The organism is Streptomyces sp. NPDC001941, from assembly GCF_040296945.1.
Lineage (GTDB): Bacteria > Actinomycetota > Actinomycetes > Streptomycetales > Streptomycetaceae > Streptomyces.
Genome location: NZ_JBEOYE010000017.1, coordinates 1 through 20,192, shown reverse-complemented (window position 1 = coordinate 20,192; position 20,192 = coordinate 1). Strand labels below are relative to the sequence as shown.

Below are 20,192 nucleotides of genomic sequence, written 5' to 3'. Positions count from 1 at the left end.
ATATCCAGATATCTAGACAAGTAGAGAAGCAGAATCGCTAAAGTACAGAAACCCGACCCCCCTGGACCGGCAGGACGGAGGAACGTGAGCACCGGCACGAACACCGGCACGGCCACTGACCGCCCGCACTCCGTCAGCGTCGCGGGCGTGATCGTCGACGACGCGGACCGCGCGCTCCTGATCAAACGGCGGGACAACGGTAAGTGGGAGCCGCCCGGCGGCGTGGTCGAACGCGACGAAACCCTCCCCGACGCCCTGCAACGCGAAGTCCTGGAGGAGACCGGCATCAAGATCGCCCTCCCGGCGACCCTGACCGGCGTCTACAAGAACATGACCGGCCTGATCGTCTCCCTGGTCTTCCGCTGCGAGGCCATCGACGGAGCTCCGACGACCGGTGACGAGACCCGCGCACTGCGTTGGGTCACCCGCGAGGAAGTGGTCGAGCTGGCCGACGAGGCGTACGCGATCCGCGTCCTGGACGCACTGGACCGCACGACCCCGCCGGCAGTCCGCGCACACGACGGCGTTCGACTCATCTAGCACGAGCCCCGTGAAAACCCGGTCCACGGACCGCCTACCTGCACGGAGTAACTTGTATGGACGAGTATATGAGTGAGGGATCGAGGGCCTGGAGAGTCTGGGGCCTGATCTGCCCCGGCGCCCCGGAAGAAGTGGCCCGGGCCCGCCGCTGGACGCGCGACGTCCTACGAGAACACCCGAGGGTGGATGACGCGGTCCTGGTGGTGAGCGAACTGGGGACGAACGCGCTGAAGCACACGGCGAGTACGTCCTTCCGCGTCACGCTCGCGCTGGGCGAGACCGGACTACGGGTCGCCGTGACGGACGGCGGCGGCTGCCTGTCGGGGCCAGAGGTCTTGAAGGCCCCGCAGGAGTCGGACCACGGCCGGGGGCTGAGCATCGTGTCCTTGCTCGCGAGCGTCGCAGGCGGGGGCCTGGAGATCACCGGCGACGCGACGGCCGGCCGGACAGTGACGGCGGAGTTCCCGTGCTGAGGCCGCCGCGGTTCCTGTGCGAGTTCGAGGCGACGCGCAACGGTGCGGTGGTGGCCGAGGCGTCGATCGGGGTGCAGTCGGCGGACGAGGCGGTGCGCTGGCTGCGGATCTGCGTGGAGACGGCGCTGCACGCGCTGGAGGGCAAGGCGTTGTCGAGGGCGACGGACTTCCTGGCGACGCTGCACGAGTCCGAACGAGCCCTGGAGGCAGGCAAGTCGGTAAACCTGTCGATGGCCCAGGAGGGCTTGTCGATGGGGTGGACGGCGAGTCCGATAACAGCGGAAAAACGAACAGGACGTCCAACCTGGACATGACCCTACGGGCGGCCGACCGAACAGCGGCACCTTCGCTGCGAGAAGTCGCTCGGGCAACAACCTGGCCGCAGGAGCACGGCCACGCGGTTCAGCGAGAACAGTGCGGGAATAGGAGACGCCAAGCAAGGCGCGAGAGTACCCTGAGCACGTGACAGAGAGCCTCGAAGTTGCACTCCAAAAGCGCGTTGACCTTGACCAATACGAATCCAACAAGAGGCTACTATTCGCACTGCAACTCACATTCGATATCGAGGATATCAACACTGCGGCCGCCACGGCATTGACAGACGCAGGGAACGATAAAGCCTGCGACCTCCTCTACATTGACCGCGATGGCGGGCGTGTAGTACTCGCTCAAGGCTACGAGGCCCAGAACACTCAAAAGCTTCAGGCACCTGCAGGCAAAGCAGCAACTCTCCACCAGGCAGTTAATTGGTTGTTCAGCAAGAAACTGCCGGTCGGGGTACCCGAAACTCTACTCGGAGCCTGGCGGGAACTTCACGACGCCCTCGACGCTGACGCCATCGGCGAGGTAGAAATCTGGTATGTTCACAACCTCCCGGAATCTCAACAGGTAACTCAGGAGATCAACGTAGCTAGCGAGGCGGCATTCCAAATGCTACGCCAGAGCTATCCTGACGGAGAATTCAACGTATCTGGGACAGAGCTGGGTCGTCACCTACTGTCTCGCAGGTACGAAAACTCTCAGGCCCCAATTCTCGTGTCAGATACCTTCAGGATCGATGTCCCCGGGGCTTTTGAGGAAAGTGGCACTAATTGGACAGCCCTGTGTACCAGCGTACCAATCAGCTGGCTTCATGAGAGGTACAAGGAACACGAGGCCGGTCTTTTCTCTCCCAACGTTCGCGACTACCTGGGAAGCAGTCGATCTAAAGGGAATATCAATAACGGGATCCAGGAGACCGTTCGTAGCGAGCCGGCAAATCTTTGGGCATACAACAACGGCATTACAGCACTAGTCCACGACTTCCAAGTGATTGACACGAATACCCTTGAGATCACTGGGTTGGGCATTGTCAACGGAGCTCAGACCACAGGCGCGATCGGCTCTGTACCAGCTGGCGAGCTTGGCAAGGAAAGTCACGTACTCGCCCGCTTCATCCGCTGCGACGATCCGGAAACCGTAAGGAGCATCGTCCGCTTCAACAACCGGCAAAACCCCACGCGTGCCTCAGACTTCCGTAGCAACGACGGCATCCAACGGCGCCTCGTTGAGGAGTTCGTCAGACTGGGCGTCGTTGGCTATAACGGGGGGCGGCGCGGAGGTGCGGAAGATGTAATCCGTCGACCGGGCGAAAATCAACTCACCGCAGAGGCAGCCGCCCAGGCACTCGCAGCTTTTCATGGCGCGTCTCACACCGCGTATCACGAGAAGAGCAAGATCTGGGAGCAAGACGACATCTACAGCCGCGTCTTCCCTGAGCGTGTGACAGCTGAGCACATCGTGTTCGTCACGAGCCTGATGCGCGCGATTGAGACGGAGAAAACCAAACTCACCCGCATCGAGGCCTCTGACAGACTTCAAGACGAAACGGATCTGTTCGAGTGGCTGAGCCTTCGCGGATCAATCGTATTGGCTGTTGAGGCGATCGGTGCCGTACACGAGACTCTGATTGGCACGGCTGTCGCAAATCCTCATTCTCTCCGTTTCAAGAAAAATCTGAACATGTCTAAAGCCGCCCAAGCATGGGAGCCTGTGGTCGAATCGCTGCTTGCCTTCGCCCCGGATCAGCTGCGCAGCCCGTTGGTGACATCTACCGCGCTACGAAACCGGGCAGCAGTCGACCTGGCCGTGAAGAGCTTTCGAGCCCAAGTGAACTCAGCTCGGAAGCACAGTAAAGGCACATTCGAGGCCTTCGCACAGCATGTTCTGTACTAGATCCTGTACCCGAGCTGACCGGAGGGCGGCTGCGTGCGTATCGACCGGCAACACGAGCCGCTCTCCGACGAGGAGTTGGAGCCGTTCCTCCAGTACCTCCACCGTTTCGCCCGGCACGGCCTCGACATCTTTTCGCTGTTGAAGGTGGGTGGCCCCGAGTACTCCTGTTACGTCACCCTGTCGCGAACTCCGGAGGCGGGAGTCGACTCCGACGCCTACCGATGGCCGTAGCCGGCCCCAGACACACGAGGACCCCGGCGCGACTTCGGTCGCGCCGGGGTCCTCGCGCGTACGGGGCCGGGCGCGGTCGTCAGGGCTCCCCGCCCCCCCCCTTGACCTCAACCCCGCTTGAGGTCACACGCTGTTCCCCGTCAGCGTCAGCGCACCCCTCCGGTGCGCGTCGTGTCGCGTACGTACACGTACACGTACGTACGCAGCCGTACACACAGGGGAGCCCCACATGCACGCCATCCGTCTCCACTCCTTCGGTCCCGCCGGGAACCTCGTGTTCGACGAGGTGCCCGATCCCGTGCCCGGGCCCGGGCAGGTGCGGGTCGTCGTGGCCGCCGCCGGGGTGCACCTGCTCGACACCGCGCTGCGCGAGGGCATGACCGGGCCCTTCCCCGCCCCCGTCGAGCTGCCCACCGTCCCCGGGCGCGAGGTCGCCGGGACCGTGGACGCCCTCGGTGAGGGCACCGACCCCGGCTGGCTCGGCAAGCGCGTGGTCGTCCACCTCGGGATGGCCCCCGGCGGGTACGCCGAGCTCGCCGTCGCCGACGCGGACCGGCTCCACGAGCTCCCCGACGGGCTGGGCGCGGCCGAGGCCGTCGCCATGATCGGGACCGGTCGCACCACCCTGGGCATCCTCCAGTTCACCCCGCTCGGTCCCGATTCGGTGGCCGTCGTCCCCGCCGCCGCGGGCGGCATCGGCACCCTCCTGGTGCAGTACGCCAAGAACGCCGGCGCCACCGTCGTCGGCCTCGCGGGCGGCCCCGCCAAGGTGGAGCTGGTCCGTGCGAACGGCGCCGACCTCGCCGTCGACTACACGCTCCCCGACTGGCCCGAGCGCGTCCGGGAGTTCCTGGGCGACCGCCGCGCCACCGTGGTCTACGACTCCGTGGGCGGCGACACCGGGCGCGCCGCCGTCGACCTGCTGGGCGAGGGCGGGCAGCACGTGGTGTTCGGCTGGTCCGGCGGGGGCCTGCACGACGGCGGGCCTCTGACCTTCACCGACGAGGAGCTCGCCGAGCGCGGCATCACCTCGCGGGGCGTGCTCGGCCCCGTGATGATCCAGAAGGCCGGCGGGGACGTACGCGCCCTGGAGCTGCGCTCCCTCGCCGAGGCCGCCGCCGGACGGCTGCGCCCCGCCGTCCAGGAGTTCCCGCTGTCCCGGGCCGCCGACGCCCACCGCGCCCTGGAGGGCCGGGGCACGGTGGGGAAGGTGGTCCTGGTGCCCTGAAAGGGGGTCCTGGGGGGGCGGCTACGAGCCCAGGCGCGTCAGTGCCTCGTCCGTCAGCCGGTACACCGTCCACTCGTCCTGCGGCCGCGCACCCAGCGACTTGTAGAAGTTGATCGACGGGGTGTTCCAGTTCAGTACGGACCACTCCAGGCGCTCGTACCCCCGCGCCACGCAGATCCGCGCCAGCTCGGTCAGCAGCGCCTTGCCGTGCCCGCCGCCGCGCAGCTCGGGACGGACGTACAGGTCCTCCAGGTAGATCCCGTGCACCCCGCGCCAGGTCGAGAAGTTGAGGAACCACAGGGCGAAGCCCGCGACCTCGCCGTCGTCCGTCTCGGCGACGTGCGCGAAGGCCGCGGGCCGCTCGCCGAACAGCGCCTCGCGCAGTTGCTCCTCGCTGGCGCGGACCTCGTGCAGGGCGCGCTCGTACTCGGCCAGCTCGCGGACCATCCGGTGGATGGCGGGGACGTCTTCGACGGTGGCTTCACGAATCATGGCCGCAGGGTAAGCCGACCGCGCGCACCGGCGCCGTACCGTCTCACGCCCAACTCCCGCCTTTCCCACGCCCACCTCACCCCCGCCCCAGCAGCACCTCCGCGATCAGCAACTGCTCCTCCTGGAGCCCCTCCTCGCCGTCCTCCACGTCCCACAGGCTGTTCTGCAGCACCCGCCCCAGCGTCCAGGCCCGCGCCCGCTCGCGGTCCAGGCCCAGCTCCCCGGTCAGCGCGTCGAAGCGCCAGCGCACGTCGGCCGGGTCGAAGCGGTTGTCGAGGGCGGGCATCAGGTCGAAGCCCGGGTCGCCGGCGAGCGGCTTGGGGTCGATGGCGAGCCAGGGCTCCCGGTCGGCGGCCAGGACGTTGTCGAAGTGCAGGTCCCAGTGGAGCAGCCGGTCGCCCGGCTCCGCGACCACCTCGCGCACCGCCGCCGCGCAGTCCCGCAGCACCCGCCGCTCCCGCTCGTCGCCCAGCGCCCGCAGCGCCCCCGGCACGTCCGCGAGCATCCGCTCGGCGATCGGGCCCAGGCGGCGCCGCATCCCGTCCGGGGCGCGCACCGCGACCAGCCGGGCGAGCAGCCCGGCGAGCACCAGCACGGCCTCGTGGACGTCCTCCAGGTCCGACAAGTGCCGCCGCTCGTCGAGTCGTTCGAGCAGCAGCGCGCCGGAGTCCGGGTCGTCGTCGAGCAGCCGGACGATCCCGTCGCCGTCCCACAGGCGCAGCCCCGGCCCCTCGGTCTCGCTCTCCTCGTCGGGCAGCTGGAGCTTGAGGGCGGCGCGGGTGCCGTCGGCGGCGGCGACCGGCAGGACGAGGGAGGCCATCCCGTGCATCGACGGCCCGGTGACCTCCAAGCCCCAGCGGGCCAGGTGGTGGGCCGCCAGCTCCGGCAGCGCCTCGACGAAGGCGCGGCCGCGCTCGCCGTTGTACTTGATCTGGGTACGGACCAGCTCTTCCGGAATGTCGATCACCCCCGGATCGTAGATACGTGGGTGAATCTCCGCATGGACTCGTGGGTCAACCGCCGCACGCGCACCCTCCGGCACCGCGCGCGCCGCTGGATCACCGGCGCCCCCGGCACGTACCTCTGGCTGGCCGCGCTCTTCGTGACGGCCGTGGCGGTGCACCACATGTCCCCCGAGTTCGAGGACGAGTTCCTGCGCCAGCGCTCCACGAACATCCACGAGCTGACGTCGAAGCCGGTGCGGGTGCTGATCTCCAGCGCGTTCTGGCTCGACGGCGGCGGCTGGCTGCCGTACGCCGCGCTGTACACGCTCTTCCACGCCCCGGCCGAGCACTGGCTGGGCACCCGGCGCTGGCTGGGCGTGGTGGCGGCCGCGCACGTGCTCGCGACGCTGATCAGCCAGAGCGTGCTGGCGTGGGCGATCCGGCACGGCCACGCCCCGGCGGGTGCGGCCAACACCCTTGACGTGGGCGTGAGTTACGCGCTGGCCGGGGTGGTGGGGGTGCTGGTGTACCGGCTTGCCCCGCCGTGGCGCTGGCTGTACCTCGCGGTCGTGCTCGTCGTGTACGCCACCCCGCTGCTGAGCAGCGTCACCTTCACCGACATCGGGCACTTCACCGCGCTGCTGATCGGCCTGGGCTGCTACCCGCTGACCCGCGGGCGGCCGGGCGGCCCCTGGGACCCGGCCGCCTGGCTGCGCACGAAGTCCGGCGGCCGGCTCACTTCACGCCCGCGGCCGTGAGCGCCTTGCCGAAGGCCGCCGCGTCGTAGAGGGCGTTCTGGTCGGCGGGCTTCTTGCCGTCGATCAGCACGGTCGGGGTGGAGTCGTGCCCGGAGCCCTCGAAGGCCTTCTCGGCCTGGGCGACCCAGTCCTTGTACGCGGAGGTGCGCACGGCCTTGTCGAAGGCGGCGCCGCGCAGCCCCTCCACCTGGTCCGCGATCTTCAGCAGGAAGTCGGGCGTGTACGCGTCCGTGGCCTCGTCCTCCGGCTGGGCGGCGAACAGGGCGGCGTGGAACCGGGCGAAGTTCCCGGTGCCGGAGTCGGCGGCGGCCCGCAGCGCGTTGGCGGCGTTCACCGAGCCGCTGCCGCCGAGGTTGCGGTCCAGGAAGGAGGCGATGACGTACTCGACCTTCACCTTGCCCGCGGCGGCGGCCTGGGCGAGCGCGGTGGCGCCGCCCTTCTCGAACCGGGCGCAGAACGGGCAGCGCGCGTCCTCGTGGACGGTGACCGTGTGCGGCGCCTTCGGGTCGCCGACGACGATCTTGGCACCGTCGGCCTTCGAGGGCAGCTTGGCCAGCAGCGCGGTGTCACCGGCCGGCTTCACCGGGAGGTCGGCGGCGGTCTTCTCCGTACCACCGCCACCGGAGCCCCCGGAGGAGCAGGCCGCCACGGAGACTCCGAGGGCGACGGCGACGACGAGTGCCGCGGCGGCGCGACGGGGGCGGCGGAGGACCATGGGGGGGTTCCCTTCGGGGCGGCGGAGCGTGGACGACGAGGCGTGGACGACGGAGTACGTACGACCGGACGGCCGAATGCCACCCTATGCACCGTTTGCCCTCCGCCCCAGGAACCGAAGGCCCGCGCCCCCGGGACCAAGGTCGTGCCGGTCAGCGGCCCGTCCAGTACTCTCCCGGCCCATGAGCACCGTCAACGGCGGCATATCGTTCTGGTACGCCCAGGAGGGCGCCCCCGCCCCTCGCGAACCCCTGTCCGGCGACACGACGGCAGACGTCTGCATCGTGGGCGGCGGATACACGGGCCTGTGGACCGCGTACTACCTGAAGAAGGCGGTCCCCTTCCTCAACATCACCGTCCTGGAGGCCAGGTCCTGCGGCTACGGGGCGTCCGGCCGCAACGGCGGCTGGCTCTACAACGGCATCGCGGGCCGGGGCCGTTACGCGAAGCTGCACGGCCAGGAGGCCGCGGCCCGGCTGCAGTCGGCGATGAACGCCTCGGTGGACGAGGTCGTCGACGTGTGCGCGGCCGAGGGCATCGACGCGGACATCCACAAGGGCGGCGTGCTCGAAGTGGCTTACACCCCGGCGCAGTTGGCCCGGCTCAAGGACTTCCACGCGACGGAGACCGCCTTCGGCGAGAAGGACCGCGCGCTGTACGGGGCGCGGGAGACGGCCGAGCGGATCAGGATCGCGGGCGCGGTCGGCTCCACCTGGACCCCGCACGGCGCCCGGCTGCACCCGGTCAAGCTGGTGCGGGGGCTGGCGGCGCGGGCCGAGGAACTGGGGGTGACGATCCACGAGTCGACCCCGGTGACGGAGATCCGCGCCAAGCACGCGGTGACCCCGTACGGAACGGTCCGGGCGCCGTACGTGCTGCGCTGCACCGAGGGCTTCACCGCCTCCCTCAAGGGCGAGCGCCGCACCTGGCTCCCGATGAACTCCTCGATGATCGTCACCGAGCCGCTCAGCGCGGCCCAGTGGGACGAGGTCGGCTGGGAGGGCGCCGAGACGCTCGGCGACATGGCCCACGCGTACATGTACGCGCAGCGCACCGCGGACGGCCGCATCGCGCTGGGCGGGCGGGGCGTCCCGTACCGCTACGGCTCGAAGACGGACAACGACGGCCGCACCCAGCCGGCCACCGTCGAGGCGCTGCGCGAGATCCTGACCCGCTTCTTCCCCGCGCTCACCGGCATCGGCGTCGCCCACGCCTGGTCGGGTGTCCTCGGCGTCCCGCGCGACTGGTGCGCCACGGTCACCCTGGACCGCTCCACGGGCCTGGGCTGGGCGGGCGGCTACGTCGGCTCGGGCGTCACCACCACCAACCTGGCGGCCCGCACCCTGCGCGACCTGATCCTCCAGGACTCGGGCCAGTCGGGGCCGACGGACCTGACGACGCTGCCCTGGGTCGGCCACAAGGTCCGCAAGTGGGAGCCGGAGCCGCTGCGCTGGCTGGGCGTCCGGACGCTGTACGCGGCGTACCGCCGGGCGGACCACGCGGAACTCACCACCCACACCCCGACCTCCCACCCCCTGGCCACCTGGGCGGACCGGATCTCGGGACGGCACTGAAACGGGCAGCGGGAGCGCACAAGGACCCCGCCGCGACCGAAGTCGCGCCGGGGTCCTCGCGCACCGAGCCCCCTGTCGGGTTCGAACCGACGACCCCCGCTTTACAAGAGCGGTGCTCTGGCCAACTGAGCTAAGGAGGCAGCCGGGCCAGTGTAACCGGGCCGTGCGGGCGGGCGGCCGGAAATTTGGTGGGTCTGCGGCTACTGACAGAACGGACACCGGCGGGTAGCGTCGGCTCCGGTTCACCCAGGTGGACTAGACCTCAGTCCTTCCTTTACTCGGATCGTCCGGCACGTTCCTGCCGGTGAAGGGACCCATCACCATGGCCACTGTCACGTTCGACAAGGCGACCCGGATCTACCCGGGCTCCGACAAGCCCGCCGTCGACCAGCTGGAGATCGAGATCGAGGACGGCGAGTTCCTCGTCCTCGTCGGCCCCTCCGGCTGCGGCAAGTCCACCTCCCTGCGCATGCTCGCGGGCCTGGAGGACGTCAACGGCGGCGCGATCCGCATCGGCGACCGCGACGTCACGCACCTGCCGCCCAAGGACCGGGACATCGCCATGGTGTTCCAGAACTACGCGCTGTACCCGCACATGACCGTCGCCGACAACATGGGCTTCGCGCTCAAGATCGCCGGCGTCAACAAGAGCGAGATCCGCGCGAAGGTCGAGGAGGCGGCGAAGATCCTCGACCTCACCGAGTACCTCGACCGCAAGCCGAAGGCGCTCTCCGGCGGTCAGCGCCAGCGCGTGGCGATGGGCCGCGCCATCGTGCGCGAGCCGCAGGTCTTCCTCATGGACGAGCCGCTGTCGAACCTGGACGCCAAGCTCCGCGTGTCGACCCGTACGCAGATCGCGAGCCTCCAGCGCCGCCTCGGCATCACCACCGTGTACGTCACGCACGACCAGGTCGAGGCCATGACCATGGGCGACCGCGTGGCGGTCCTCAAGGACGGTCTGCTCCAGCAGGTCGACTCGCCGCGCAACATGTACGACCGCCCGGCCAACCTGTTCGTCGCCGGCTTCATCGGCTCCCCCGCCATGAACCTGGTCGAGGTCCCGATCACCGACGGCGGCGTGAAGTTCGGCAACAGCGTCGTCCCCGTCTCGCGCGAGGCCCTGAGCGCCGCCGCCGACCGGGGCGACCGCACCGTGACCGTGGGCGTCCGCCCCGAGCACTTCGACGTCGTCGAGCACGGCGGCGACGCCGCGCGGACGCTGTCCAAGGACACCGCCGACGCCCCGGCCGGCCTCGCGGTCTCGGTCAACGTCGTGGAGGAACTCGGCGCCGACGGCTACGTGTACGGCTCGGCCGAGGTCGGCAGCGAGTCCAAGGAGCTCGTGGTCCGCGTCGGCGGACGCCAGGTCCCCGAGAAGGGCACCGAGCTGCACGTCGTGCCGCGCCCGGGCGAGATCCACGTGTTCTCGACCTCCACCGGCGAGCGCCTGAGCGGCTGACGAGCGGCCGGCAGTACGGTCAACTGGCCCGCGGGGCCCCGCACTTCGGTGCGGGGCCCCGCGGCCGTCCCCGGAGGATGTCGACAAATACCCCGGCACACCGGCCAATTCGGACCCGGTTCGTCAACACCCGATTCGAAAAGGGGCATCGAACCATCGCCCGCAAGAGTGACTAAATGTCGCCATATCATCACTGGCCGCTACGCTCACGTGCGTGACCCATACAGCCCGCCGCATCGGCCGCACTCTCGCCTTCGTCCTGCCCGTCGTCCTCGTCCTGTCCGGAACGCTCGCGGTCACCGCCGTTCCGTGGGCCGGAACGCAGTCCACCGGCTCGCAGGTGCTCACCGCTTCCTCGAAGGACGTCTCCGTACGGGCCAAGTCCCGTACCCCGCAGGATATTCTCCGCGACCGGCTCCTCGCCGAGCTTCAGGAGAAGGACCCCGGCGTCGCGTTGACGCACCTCCAGCGCGAGGTCGAGGCACGCCCCTCGCTCGCGCAGCACTGCATGTCGATCGCCCGCGCCCTCGGCCGCGCCGCGGTCCAGCACTACGGTCCCACCCGCGCCCAGTCCTACTCGCGCCCCGTCTGCGACACCTCGTTCGCCTACGGCGTCGCGCACGAAAGCTGATCCATGCGCGGTGCGCATATCGTTCCGGTATGCATAACTCTCCGACGCAGGCCGTGGTCCTGGCGGGCGGCCAGGGCTCGCGCCTGCGCCCGTACACCGACGACCGCCCCAAGCCGATGGTCGAGATCCCCGGGACGGGGACCCCGATCATCGGCCATCAGCTTTCCTGGCTGGCCGCCGAGGGCGTCACGGACGTCGTGATCTCCTGCGGGCACCTCGCCGAGGTCCTCCAGGACTGGCTGGCCTCCGCCGACCTCCCGCTGCGCGTGACGACCGTCGTCGAGACGGAGCCGCTCGGCCGGGGCGGCGGCCTCAAGTACGCCGCCGCGCACCTGCCGCACCCCGACCAGCCGTGGTACGCGACCAACGGCGACATCTGGACCCGCTTCTCGCTGCGCGAGATGGCCGCCTTCCACGACGAGCGCGACGCCACCGCCACCCTGGCCCTGGCCCGTCCGCGCATTCCGTGGGGCGCCGTGGAGACCGACGCGTTCGGCCACATCACCGACTTCATCGAGTCGCCGCCGTCGCCGTACCTCATCAACGCCGGCGTGTACGTCTTCTCCGCCGCCTTCACCGGCCTGCTGCCGGACGTGGGCGACCACGAGCGCACCACCTTCCCGCGCCTGGCGCGCGAGCGCAGCCTCGCGGGCTTCCCGCTGCCCCAGGGGGCCTACTGGCGGGCCATCGACACCGCCAAGGACCTCACGGAGGCCGCCAAGGAGCTGGCCGCCACCCAGGGCTGAGGCCGGCCGCCGTACGAGCCCGTACGAGCCGTACGAAGAGGGCCCCACCGGAGACGTCCGGTGGGGCCCTCTTCGTACGCGCGACAGCCGGGGCGGTCAGCCCAGCAGGCCGCCGATCGGGTTGTGGTTGTTGTTGCCGCCACCGCCCGAGGAGCCCCCGTCGTCCCCGCCGCCGGTGCTGCCGTCGTCGGCGCCGCCCGAGCCGCCGCTGGAGGTCGGTCCCGCGCTGGAGGACGGCGGCGGGGCCGGGCGCTCGTGCTGCGGCGGGCGCTGGCCGGTGCCCTGGGTGGCCGAGGGACGGGCGTCCTCGACGCGGCCCGTCTCGCGCACCGCGCCGGCCGGGGAGGACGACTTGGCGCCCTTGGGCTTCCGGCCCTCCGCCGAGGCGGACGGCTTGGGCTTCCCGGTGGCCTCGCGGGTCGCCCTGCGGGCGCCCGGCTCCTGCGGCAGCGGCTGGCCGGGCAGCTGGTTGGTCGGGTCCACGTTCGGCCCGGGGACCGTGACCATCTCCTTGTTGCGCACCGCCCCGCCCAGCATCGAGCCGATCAGCAGGGTCAGGCCCACCACGATCGCGGCGGCCAGCGCCCCGCGGCGCAGCACCCGGCGGCGCAGCTGCCACAGCTCGGAGCGCGGCCCGAGGGTGCGCCAGGCCTCGCCGGACAGGCGCGCGTCGATCGAGTAGACCGGCGCGCCCGCGATGATCAGCGGCGACCAGGCGGCCAGGTAGATGATGTCCGGCGCGTCGTACGCCGGGACGGTCTTCCAGCTGACGGTGAGGATCAGGGCCGCCGACAGCAGCGTGCCGAAGACCGCGGCGACCCGCTGCCACAGCCCGAGGACGGTCAGCACGCCGACGACGACCTGGGCGAAGGCGACGGTGAGTCCGGCGCCCACCGGGTGCGACAGGGCGAAGTCGCGCAGCGGCTCGGCCAGCGCCCAGGGGTGCAGCGAGGTCAGCCACTTGACCATGGAGCCGCGCTCGCCGCCGTCGAAGTAGACGGGGTCGCAGAGCTTGCCCATGCCCGCGTAGATGGAGATGAAGCCGAGGAAGACCCGCAGCGGCAGCAGCACCACGCCCAGGTTCATCCGCCGGTCGGGGTAGAAGGCCGCCGCGCGGTCGGCGTCGGCGCGCCGGTCGTCCCGCGCGGCCTCCGGCTCGTCCTCCTGCTCCTGGTACGCGGCCTGCCGGGCGTACGCGTACTCCTCGTCGACGCTCTCGGCGCGCCGCATCGGCGGCAGCAGCGGGGGCGGCTCGGAGCTGCGGGGCCCGACGACCACGGGCGTGGGCATGGTGTCGTCGCCGTAGTCCGGGTAGTCGGCGTAGCCGGTGTCGAGGTCGATGCGCGGGATGACCTGGGTGGCTCCCGCGTCGAGCGTCCCGGTGGCGGTCGAGGTGCGCACGGCCTGGAGCAGGCCGCTCGCGCCGGAGTCCCCCGGCGCGCTGCGGCCGCTCCACACGACGGGCGCGCGCCGCCGCACCGGGCCGCCCACCACGGGCGGGCGGGTGCGGCGCGGCGCGGCACTGGGCGCGAGCTGCACCCGGAAGCTGGCGTGGTTCACGATGACCTGCGCGGGATCGCAGTCCACCTTGACCATGCTCAGCGCAGGCTGGTCGTCGAACCCGGTCCCGGGCGTTCTGGTGTCCACACTCATCTAACCGAGTGACGCGGGTTTAGGACACTGCCTTGACGGCCTCCAAATGTCGGAGGCCCGTCAAGATCACGCCTCGCGGGCGGCGGGCTCAGGCCCGGCGGCGGGCCGCCTCGTAGAGCACCACACCGGCCGCGACACCGGCGTTCAGCGACTCGGCGCCGCCCGGCATCGGGATGCGCACGAGGAAGTCGCAGGTCTCGCCGACCAGCCGGGACAGGCCCTTGCCCTCGGAGCCGACCACGATCACGACCGGGCCCTCCAGGGCCTCCAGCTCGTGCACCTCGACGTCGCCGTCGGCGGCCAGGCCGACCACGGTCAGGCCCGCCTTCTGGTACGCCTCCAGGGCGCGGGTGAGGTTGGTGGCGCGGGCGACCGGGGTGCGGGCCGCCGTACCGGCCGAGGTCTTCCAGGCACCGGCGGTCATGCCGGCCGCGCGGCGCTCGGGCACGACCACGCCGTGACCGCCGAAGGCCGCCACGGAGCGGACGACGGCGCCCAGGTTGCGCGGGTCGGTGACCCCGTCCAGGGCGACCAGCAGCGGGTCCTCGCCGTCGTCGAAGGCGGCCGCGACCAGGTCCTCGGGGTGCGCGTACTCGTACGGCGGGACCTGCAGGACCAGGCCCTGGTGGTTGAGGCCGTTGGTCATGCGGTCCAGCTCGGGGCGCGGCGCCTCCATGATGTGGATGTTGCCGCGGCCGGTGGCGAGGTTCAGGGCCTCGCGCACGCGCTCGTCGTTGTCGATGAACTGCTGGACGTAGAGCGTGGTGGCGGGCACGCCGTCGCGCAGCGCCTCGAAGACCGGGTTGCGGCCGACGACCATCTCCGACTGGCCCTTGCCGCCGCGCCGGACCACCGGGCGGCGGGCCGCCTGCTTGGCCTTGGCGTTGGCGACGCGGTTCTTCGCGTGTCCCTTGCGGGCGGAGGCGGGCGGGGTCGGACCCTTGCCCTCGAGGCCGCGGCGCCGCTTGCCACCGCTGCCGACCTGCGCGCCCTTCTTGTTGGACGTGCGGCGGTTCCTGCGCTGGCTGTTCCCGGCCATGACCTACCTGTTTCCTCAATCAAGCCTGTGTACGTACGTCAATAAGAAGTGTGCCGCCCGGCGCACCGGGCGGCACATTCGGTGGGCCCTAGCGGGGCCCCAGGGTCCAGCGGGGGCCGTCGGGCGAGTCCTCGATGACCAGTCCCGACTGGTTGAGCTGGTCGCGGATGGCGTCGGCGGTGCCCCAGTCCTTGCGGCCGCGGGCCGCCTCGCGCTGCTGGAGCACGAGGCGCACGAGCGTGTCGACGACCCCGTGCAGGTCCTCGCCGCGGTCCGCCTCCCCCGCCCACTGCGGGTCGAGCGGGTCGAGCCCGAGGACGCCCAGCATGGCGCGGACCTCGGCGAGGCGGGCGACGGCCGCCTCCTTGTCGTCGGCGGACAGGGCGCTGTTGCCCTGGCGGACCGTGGTGTGCACGACGGCGAGCGCCTGGGGCACGCCCATGTCGTCGTCCATGGCCTCGGCGAACGCCGGGGGCACCTCGGCGGCGGGCGCGACCACGCCCCCCGCCTTCTCCACCACGCGCTGGGCGAAGCCCTCGATGCGGGCGAACGCCGACTCGGCCTCGCGCAGCGCCGCCGGGCTGTACTCGATCATCGAGCGGTAGTGCGGGGTGCCCAGGTAGTAGCGCAGCACGATGGGGCGCCAGGTCTTGACCATCTCGGAGACGAGCACCGAGTTGCCGAGCGACTTGGACATCTTCTCGCCCGCCATCGTCACCCAGGCGTTGTGCACCCAGTAGGCGGCGAAGGCGTCGCCGAAGGCCTTGGCCTGGGCGATCTCGTTCTCGTGGTGCGGGAAGATCAGGTCGAGCCCGCCGCCGTGCACGTCGAAGGCGCTGCCCAGGTACTTGTGCGCCATGGCGGAGCACTCCAGGTGCCAGCCGGGGCGGCCGGGACCGAACGGGGTGTTCCAGTACGGCTCGCCGGGCTTGGCGGCCTTCCACATGGCGAAGTCGCGCGGGTCGCGCTTGCCGCTGATGCCGTCCTCGGCGGGCTGGATCATCTTGTCCAGGTCCTGCCGCGACAGCGCCAGGTACTGCGGGTACGAGCGGACGTCGAAGTAGACGCTGCCGTCGGCCTCGTACGCGTGACCGCGCTCGATCAGGCCCTGCATCATCTCGACCATCTCGGTCACGTGCCCGGTGGCGCGCGGCTCGTAGGTCGGCGGCAGGCAGCCGAGGGCGGTGTAGCCGTCGTTGAAGGCGCGCTCGTTCTGATATCCGATGGACCACCACGGGCGGTCCTGCTCGGCGGACTTCGTGATGATCTTGTCGTCGATGTCGGTGACGTTGCGGATGAACGTGACGTCGTAGCCGCGGTACTCGAACCAGCGGCGCATGATGTCGAAGTTCAGCCCGGACCTGATGTGCCCGATGTGCGGGGCGGCCTGCACGGTCGCGCCACAGAGGTAGATCGAGACACAGCCCGGCACGAGCGGGGTGAAGTCGCGGATCTGCCGGGCGCTGGTGTCGTACAGGCGAATAGTCACCCCTCCAGGGTAGTGGCCCCGGGGCACTGCCCCGCGACTGTCGGGGTCGCGGGGGGCACTTCGTTACCGACGGGTGCCGTCAGACGCCGCCGACGACCTTGCGCGGGGTGATCCGTACGACCACGCGGGCGTCGTCGTCCACCGAGGACGGGTTGAACTCCGCGTACTTCTTGCCGGTGTACTTCACCGAAAGCTCGTCGATGAGCTCCTGGCCGCCCTCGGTGGTCAGCTCGGCCGTGCCCCGGATCTCGGCGTACGAGTAGGGGGCGTCGAAGGGCTGGAGCAGCACCGTCACGCGCGGGTCGCGGCGCAGGTTCTTCTCCTTGCGGCGGCCGACCGTGGTGGAGATCAGGACGTCGTCTCCGTCGCGCTTGACCCACACCGGCGAGACCTGGGGGCTGCCGTCGGGCTGGATGGTGGCCACGTTCACGAAGCTCGGGCCGTCCAGGAGTTCCTTGAGCTTCGGGCTCAGAGTGGCGGACACGGTGGGGTGCCTCCCTCGGTGCGGGGGTGGATGGGGCGGAACGGGTGGTCCTGCCGACCATCCCTACCCCACCGTGCGCCGTTCATCGGTTCAGGACGCGCGGTAGACCAGGGCCGTGGCGATCGCGGCCAGCCCTTCGGCCCTGCCGGTCAGGCCCAGGCCGTCGCTGGTGGTGCCGGAGACCGACACGGGCGCGCCGACGGCCTCGCCGAGCGCCTTCTGCGCCTCCTCGCGCCGCTTGCCGACCTTGGGCCGTACGCCGACGACCTGGACGGCCACGTTGCCGATCTCGAAGCCCTCGGCGCGCACGATCCGGGCGGCCTCGGCCAGCAGGGTCACGCCGGAGGCGCCGGACCACTCGGGCCGGTCGGTGCCGAAGTGGGCGCCGAGGTCGCCGACGCCGGCCGCCGAGAAGAGCGCGTCGCAGGCGGCGTGGGCGGCGACGTCGCCGTCGGAGTGCCCGGCCAGGCCGTACGCGGAGTCCTCCCAGAGCAGGCCCGCGCACCACAGCGCGCGGCCCTCCTCGAAGGCGTGCACGTCGGTGCCGATGCCGACGAGCGGGATCAGGGGTCGGTCAGAAGCCATCGTTGGCCCTCCGTCGTGCGAGTACCGCCTCGGCCAGCACCAGGTCCAGCGGCCGGGTCACCTTGAACGCCTCCTCGTGGCCGGGCACGACCACGACCGTGCCGCCGAGCCGCTCGACCATGCTCGCGTCGTCGGTCACCTCGCCGGTGACCGTCGTGTGGGCGCGCAGCAGGGTGGCGTGGTCGAAGCCCTGCGGGGTCTGCACCGCGCGCAGCCGGGCCCGCTGCGGCGTGGCCACCACCGGCTCGGGCGCGCCGGGGGCGCCCGGCTCGACCTCCTTGACGGTGTCCGCGAGCGGCAGCGCGGGGACGACCGCGACGGCCCCGTCCCGTACCGCCTCGATGACCGCGTCGACGGTGTCGACCGGCACCAGCGGGCGGGCCGCGTCGTGGACCAGGACGGTGGTGATGCCCTCGGGCAGCGCCTCCAGGCCCAGCCGGACGGACTCCTGGCGGGTGTCGCCGCCGGGCACGACCAGGTAGTCGGTGCGCTCGGGCAGGGCGTGCTCGTCGAGCAGGTGCTTGACCTCGGGGGCGCCGTCGGGCGGGGCGACCACGACGACGAGGGAGACGGCGCGCGAGGCGGCCATGGCCCGGACGGCGTGGATGAGCATGGGGGTGCCGTTCAGCGCGCGCAGGGCCTTGGGGGCTCCGGGGCCGAGGCGGACGCCGCGTCCGGCCGCCGGGATGACGGCGGCGGTGCGGGACGGGCGCTCAGGGTCTGACATCGGTTGCACTCCGGCAGGTTTGTTTCCTCGGCCGACATGGGTATGGCCTGGAAGAGTGCCGGGCGCGGCCCTTGACCAGCCCCTTCCGTGACGAGCTGGTCGAGACGAGCTGCGCCGGCCGTCCGGGCCCGGCACTCCAGGGGTGTACGAGGGTACGAACATGCCGCAGCGCCCGGCGACAGGGCTGCGTCACACAACAACACAGCATGTCAGCGGGCACCGCGGCATGATCACGAGCTGATGCCTCGTGCCCCGCCCGACGGCATCCTTCAGGGGGATGTCGTACGGAACGGGGTCGGCGGCTCAGGTCAGGAGGCGAGGACCTCGTCGAGCAGCGCCTCGGCCTTGTCCTCGTTGGTGTTCTCGGCGAGCGCCAGCTCGCTCACCAGGATCTGGCGCGCCTTCGCCAGCATGCGCTTCTCACCTGCGGAGAGACCGCGCTCGCGCTCGCGGCGCCACAGGTCGCGCACCACTTCGGCGACCTTGATGACGTCGCCGGAGGCGAGCTTCTCCAGGTTCGCCTTGTAGCGGCGGGACCAGTTCGTGGGCTCCTCCGCGTAGGGTGCACGAAGAACCTCGAACACCCGGTCGAGCCCGTCCTGCCCGACCACGTCGCGCACTCCGACGAACTCCGCATTGTCCGCTGGCACACGAACAGTCAAGTCGCCCTGGGCGACCTTGAGCACCAAGTAGGTCTTGTCCACGCCTTTGATCTGGCGAGTTTCGATGGCCTCGATCAGCGCGGCCCCGTGATGGGGATAGACCACGGTGTCGCCAACCTTGAACGTCATGTGACAGGTACCCCTTCCGTGGCTATCCAGGGTAACACGGATACGGCTTCTTCTGAATGGCGTTTTCGCAGGTCAGGGCATATCTCGGGGCTTGACAACAGCAACAGGAACGTGCTGCGGAGGACTCCCGGAACACAAGGGGAAGCCGGTATTCGCAGGTCGGAGCGGCTGCGCGGGCGCGACGAAACGGGCACGCTACAACCACCCGGACGGGGCCCCAAGTGGCCGAACGTCCCGATTTGCCGGGTTCCGATCGCGTCACTTCCCGTACTCCGTTCGGATGTCGATCATCCGCGCGGACCCCCGGCGCCGAATCCGGAATTGATCAACGGGAAGCCCGCCGGGACGTTTTCCGTAAGGAATGCGGGGCGCGCGTTGAATTGATCAAGGCGGTTATGTGAACGCGGGGCGCGACGCCGAGATCCGGACGGACACGTTCGAGCCACCGCACCGACCTGCCGCGCCGTAGGGGCGGGTCGGGTGCGGAGGCGTGGGGACGGCTCGGTAACCTAAGGCCGCTGACACACCCTTAGCTGACCTTTAGCCGCTTCGTACGGCCCTGTCGGCTCCGTGCAGCCCGCCCAGCCGTCCGTAGTCCGTACGTCCAAGGAGATGCCGCCGCCGTGAGCCGCAGCCTTCGACGCGGCGCCCTCGCCGCCACCGCCCTCGTCTTCTCGCTCGCCTCGCTCTCCGCCTGCGCCGCGGGCAACGACGCGCAGACGCTGGGGGTCAGGCCGGACAACGCCGCCACCTCGGTCGGCGACGTCAAGATCCAGAACGCGGTGGTGATCACCCAGCCCAAGGCCGACGCCGAGGGCCCCGCGGTCGTCTCCGCCCGCCTGTTCAACAACAGCGCCCAGAAGCAGACCCTGGACGGGATCACCCTCCCCGGCTCCAGCGCCACCGTGAAGCTCACCCCCGCCAAGGGCGAGAAGGCCGTCGAGGTCCCGGCGCACGGCTCCGTCCTGATCGGCGGCGAGGGCAACGCCTCCGCCGTCATCGACAACGGCCGCGAGGCCGCCAAGAACGGCAACGCCCAGGAAGTCGTCTTCCAGCTGAGCGAGACCGGCGAGGTCAAGCTCCGCGCCTTCGTGGTCCCGGCCACCAGCTACTTCGAGGGCTTCGGGCCCAGCCAGCTGCCCGCCGCCCCCGAGCAGAAGCCCTCCGGGAAGCCGTCCGACGGCGCCTCCGAGGGCCCCTCGGGCAAGCCGTCCGACGGCGCCTCGAACAAGCCGTCCCAGGGCACGTCCCAGGAGCCCGGCGACGCCGCGTCGTCCTCCACGGGCACCGGTCGCTGACCGCACGCGCCCCGTACGCGCGTGAAGGGGCCCGGGCCGCGGCCGCGCGAAGCGCCGGGGGCCGATAGGATCACCCCCGGGGCGAGCAGTCGGGGTAGGGGGGGGTGGGGGGCAATTGTTTG

Annotated in this window: 22 protein-coding genes and 1 tRNA gene; 12 read left to right on the top strand and 11 right to left on the bottom strand. The window is 70.6% G+C overall.

The features are described from left to right. Positions 1 to 84: 84 nt before the first annotated feature. The 6 genes from ABT160_RS14720 to ABT160_RS14695 all read left to right on the top strand — a co-directional run bounded on the left by ABT160_RS14720 (position 85) and on the right by ABT160_RS14695 (position 4,686). Positions 85 to 540, top strand: coding sequence for an NUDIX hydrolase (locus ABT160_RS14720; protein ID WP_351647447.1), 456 nt, complete (start codon positions 85 to 87; stop codon positions 538 to 540). 68 nt (positions 541 to 608) lie between these two features. Continuing rightward, complete coding sequence (locus ABT160_RS14715; RefSeq protein ID WP_351647445.1) at positions 609 to 1,013, top strand: ATP-binding protein; 405 nt, start codon at positions 609 to 611, stop codon at positions 1,011 to 1,013. Then, positions 1,007 to 1,327, top strand: coding sequence for a hypothetical protein (locus tag ABT160_RS14710; protein ID WP_351647443.1), 321 nt, complete (start codon positions 1,007 to 1,009; stop codon positions 1,325 to 1,327). The genes ABT160_RS14715 and ABT160_RS14710 overlap by 7 nt, the downstream gene beginning before the upstream one ends. 148 nt (positions 1,328 to 1,475) lie before the next feature. Next, positions 1,476 to 3,227, top strand: a complete 1,752-nt coding sequence (locus tag ABT160_RS14705; RefSeq protein WP_351647441.1) for an AIPR family protein — start codon at positions 1,476 to 1,478, stop codon at positions 3,225 to 3,227. 33 nt (positions 3,228 to 3,260) lie between these two features. Beyond that, positions 3,261 to 3,458 carry a hypothetical protein gene (locus tag ABT160_RS14700; RefSeq protein ID WP_351647440.1) on the top strand — a complete coding sequence of 66 codons (198 nt, stop codon included), beginning with the start codon at positions 3,261 to 3,263 and terminating at the stop codon, positions 3,456 to 3,458. A gap of 229 nt (positions 3,459 to 3,687) precedes the next feature. Continuing rightward, positions 3,688 to 4,686 (top strand): zinc-binding dehydrogenase, encoded by a 999-nt coding sequence (locus ABT160_RS14695; RefSeq protein ID WP_351647438.1) that lies wholly within the window; start codon positions 3,688 to 3,690, stop codon positions 4,684 to 4,686. Between the two features lie 21 nt (positions 4,687 to 4,707). On the opposite strand, the gene ABT160_RS14690 is transcribed toward ABT160_RS14695, so the two are convergent. Continuing rightward, entirely contained in the window at positions 4,708 to 5,178 is a 471-nt protein-coding gene (locus tag ABT160_RS14690; RefSeq protein ID WP_502984227.1) for a GNAT family N-acetyltransferase, read from the bottom strand. Between the two features lie 76 nt (positions 5,179 to 5,254). After that, the gene (locus ABT160_RS14685) at positions 5,255 to 6,145 is read right to left on the bottom strand and encodes an aminoglycoside phosphotransferase family protein (protein WP_351647435.1); all 891 of its coding nucleotides are present in this window, start codon (positions 6,143 to 6,145) and stop codon (positions 5,255 to 5,257) included. A 33-nt stretch (positions 6,146 to 6,178) separates the two neighbouring features. Between ABT160_RS14685 and ABT160_RS14680 the strand changes: the two genes are divergently transcribed. After that, positions 6,179 to 6,880: a rhomboid-like protein gene (locus tag ABT160_RS14680; protein WP_351647433.1), complete on the top strand. Its 702-nt coding sequence runs from the start codon at positions 6,179 to 6,181 to the stop codon at positions 6,878 to 6,880. Here ABT160_RS14680 and ABT160_RS14675 read toward each other — a convergent pair. Next, a complete protein-coding gene (locus ABT160_RS14675) occupies positions 6,858 to 7,595 on the bottom strand; it encodes a DsbA family protein (protein ID WP_351647432.1) in 738 nt (245 codons plus the stop codon). The genes ABT160_RS14680 and ABT160_RS14675 overlap by 23 nt on opposite strands. 181 nt (positions 7,596 to 7,776) lie before the next feature. On the opposite strand from ABT160_RS14675, the gene ABT160_RS14670 reads away from it, so the two are divergent. Further along, entirely contained in the window at positions 7,777 to 9,168 is a 1,392-nt protein-coding gene (locus ABT160_RS14670; RefSeq protein ID WP_351647431.1) for an NAD(P)/FAD-dependent oxidoreductase, read from the top strand. 66 nt (positions 9,169 to 9,234) lie between these two features. Here the strand turns inward: ABT160_RS14670 and ABT160_RS14665 are convergent. After that, positions 9,235 to 9,308: transfer RNA gene (locus ABT160_RS14665), tRNA-Thr, on the bottom strand. Positions 9,309 to 9,490: 182 nt separating this feature from the next. Here ABT160_RS14665 and ABT160_RS14660 point away from each other — a divergent pair. The 3 genes from ABT160_RS14660 to ABT160_RS14650 all read left to right on the top strand — a co-directional run bounded on the left by ABT160_RS14660 (position 9,491) and on the right by ABT160_RS14650 (position 12,004). Beyond that, complete coding sequence (locus ABT160_RS14660) at positions 9,491 to 10,627, top strand: ABC transporter ATP-binding protein (RefSeq protein ID WP_351647429.1); 1,137 nt, start codon at positions 9,491 to 9,493, stop codon at positions 10,625 to 10,627. Positions 10,628 to 10,841: 214 nt separating this feature from the next. Continuing rightward, positions 10,842 to 11,258 (top strand): hypothetical protein, encoded by a 417-nt coding sequence (locus tag ABT160_RS14655; RefSeq protein WP_351647428.1) that lies wholly within the window; start codon positions 10,842 to 10,844, stop codon positions 11,256 to 11,258. A 29-nt stretch (positions 11,259 to 11,287) separates the two neighbouring features. Continuing rightward, the gene (locus tag ABT160_RS14650; protein WP_351647426.1) at positions 11,288 to 12,004 is read left to right on the top strand and encodes a nucleotidyltransferase family protein; all 717 of its coding nucleotides are present in this window, start codon (positions 11,288 to 11,290) and stop codon (positions 12,002 to 12,004) included. Positions 12,005 to 12,100: 96 nt separating this feature from the next. Here the strand turns inward: ABT160_RS14650 and ABT160_RS14645 are convergent, their stop codons facing one another. The 7 genes from ABT160_RS14645 to ABT160_RS14615 form a co-directional block, all read right to left on the bottom strand. After that, a complete protein-coding gene (locus tag ABT160_RS14645; RefSeq protein WP_351647425.1) occupies positions 12,101 to 13,657 on the bottom strand; it encodes a DoxX family membrane protein in 1,557 nt (518 codons plus the stop codon). A gap of 88 nt (positions 13,658 to 13,745) precedes the next feature. Further along, the gene (gene rlmB / locus ABT160_RS14640; RefSeq protein WP_351647423.1) at positions 13,746 to 14,696 is read right to left on the bottom strand and encodes a 23S rRNA (guanosine(2251)-2'-O)-methyltransferase RlmB; all 951 of its coding nucleotides are present in this window, start codon (positions 14,694 to 14,696) and stop codon (positions 13,746 to 13,748) included. 88 nt (positions 14,697 to 14,784) lie between these two features. Continuing rightward, entirely contained in the window at positions 14,785 to 16,185 is a 1,401-nt protein-coding gene (cysS, locus tag ABT160_RS14635; RefSeq protein ID WP_351647422.1) for a cysteine--tRNA ligase, read from the bottom strand. Positions 16,186 to 16,264: 79 nt separating this feature from the next. Beyond that, positions 16,265 to 16,669 (bottom strand): PPOX class F420-dependent oxidoreductase, encoded by a 405-nt coding sequence (locus ABT160_RS14630; protein ID WP_351647420.1) that lies wholly within the window; start codon positions 16,667 to 16,669, stop codon positions 16,265 to 16,267. A 90-nt stretch (positions 16,670 to 16,759) separates the two neighbouring features. Beyond that, positions 16,760 to 17,254, bottom strand: coding sequence for a 2-C-methyl-D-erythritol 2,4-cyclodiphosphate synthase (gene ispF, locus ABT160_RS14625; RefSeq protein ID WP_351647419.1), 495 nt, complete (start codon positions 17,252 to 17,254; stop codon positions 16,760 to 16,762). After that, entirely contained in the window at positions 17,244 to 17,981 is a 738-nt protein-coding gene (gene ispD / locus ABT160_RS14620; RefSeq protein ID WP_351647418.1) for a 2-C-methyl-D-erythritol 4-phosphate cytidylyltransferase, read from the bottom strand. Before ispD ends, ispF begins: the two co-directional genes overlap by 11 nt. A 308-nt stretch (positions 17,982 to 18,289) precedes the next feature. Beyond that, complete coding sequence (locus tag ABT160_RS14615) at positions 18,290 to 18,772, bottom strand: CarD family transcriptional regulator (RefSeq protein ID WP_003953493.1); 483 nt, start codon at positions 18,770 to 18,772, stop codon at positions 18,290 to 18,292. A 623-nt stretch (positions 18,773 to 19,395) separates the two neighbouring features. On the opposite strand from ABT160_RS14615, the gene ABT160_RS14610 reads away from it, so the two are divergent. Further along, the gene (locus ABT160_RS14610; protein ID WP_351647416.1) at positions 19,396 to 20,070 is read left to right on the top strand and encodes a prolipoprotein diacylglyceryl transferase; all 675 of its coding nucleotides are present in this window, start codon (positions 19,396 to 19,398) and stop codon (positions 20,068 to 20,070) included. The last annotated feature ends 122 nt before the right edge of the window (positions 20,071 to 20,192 follow it).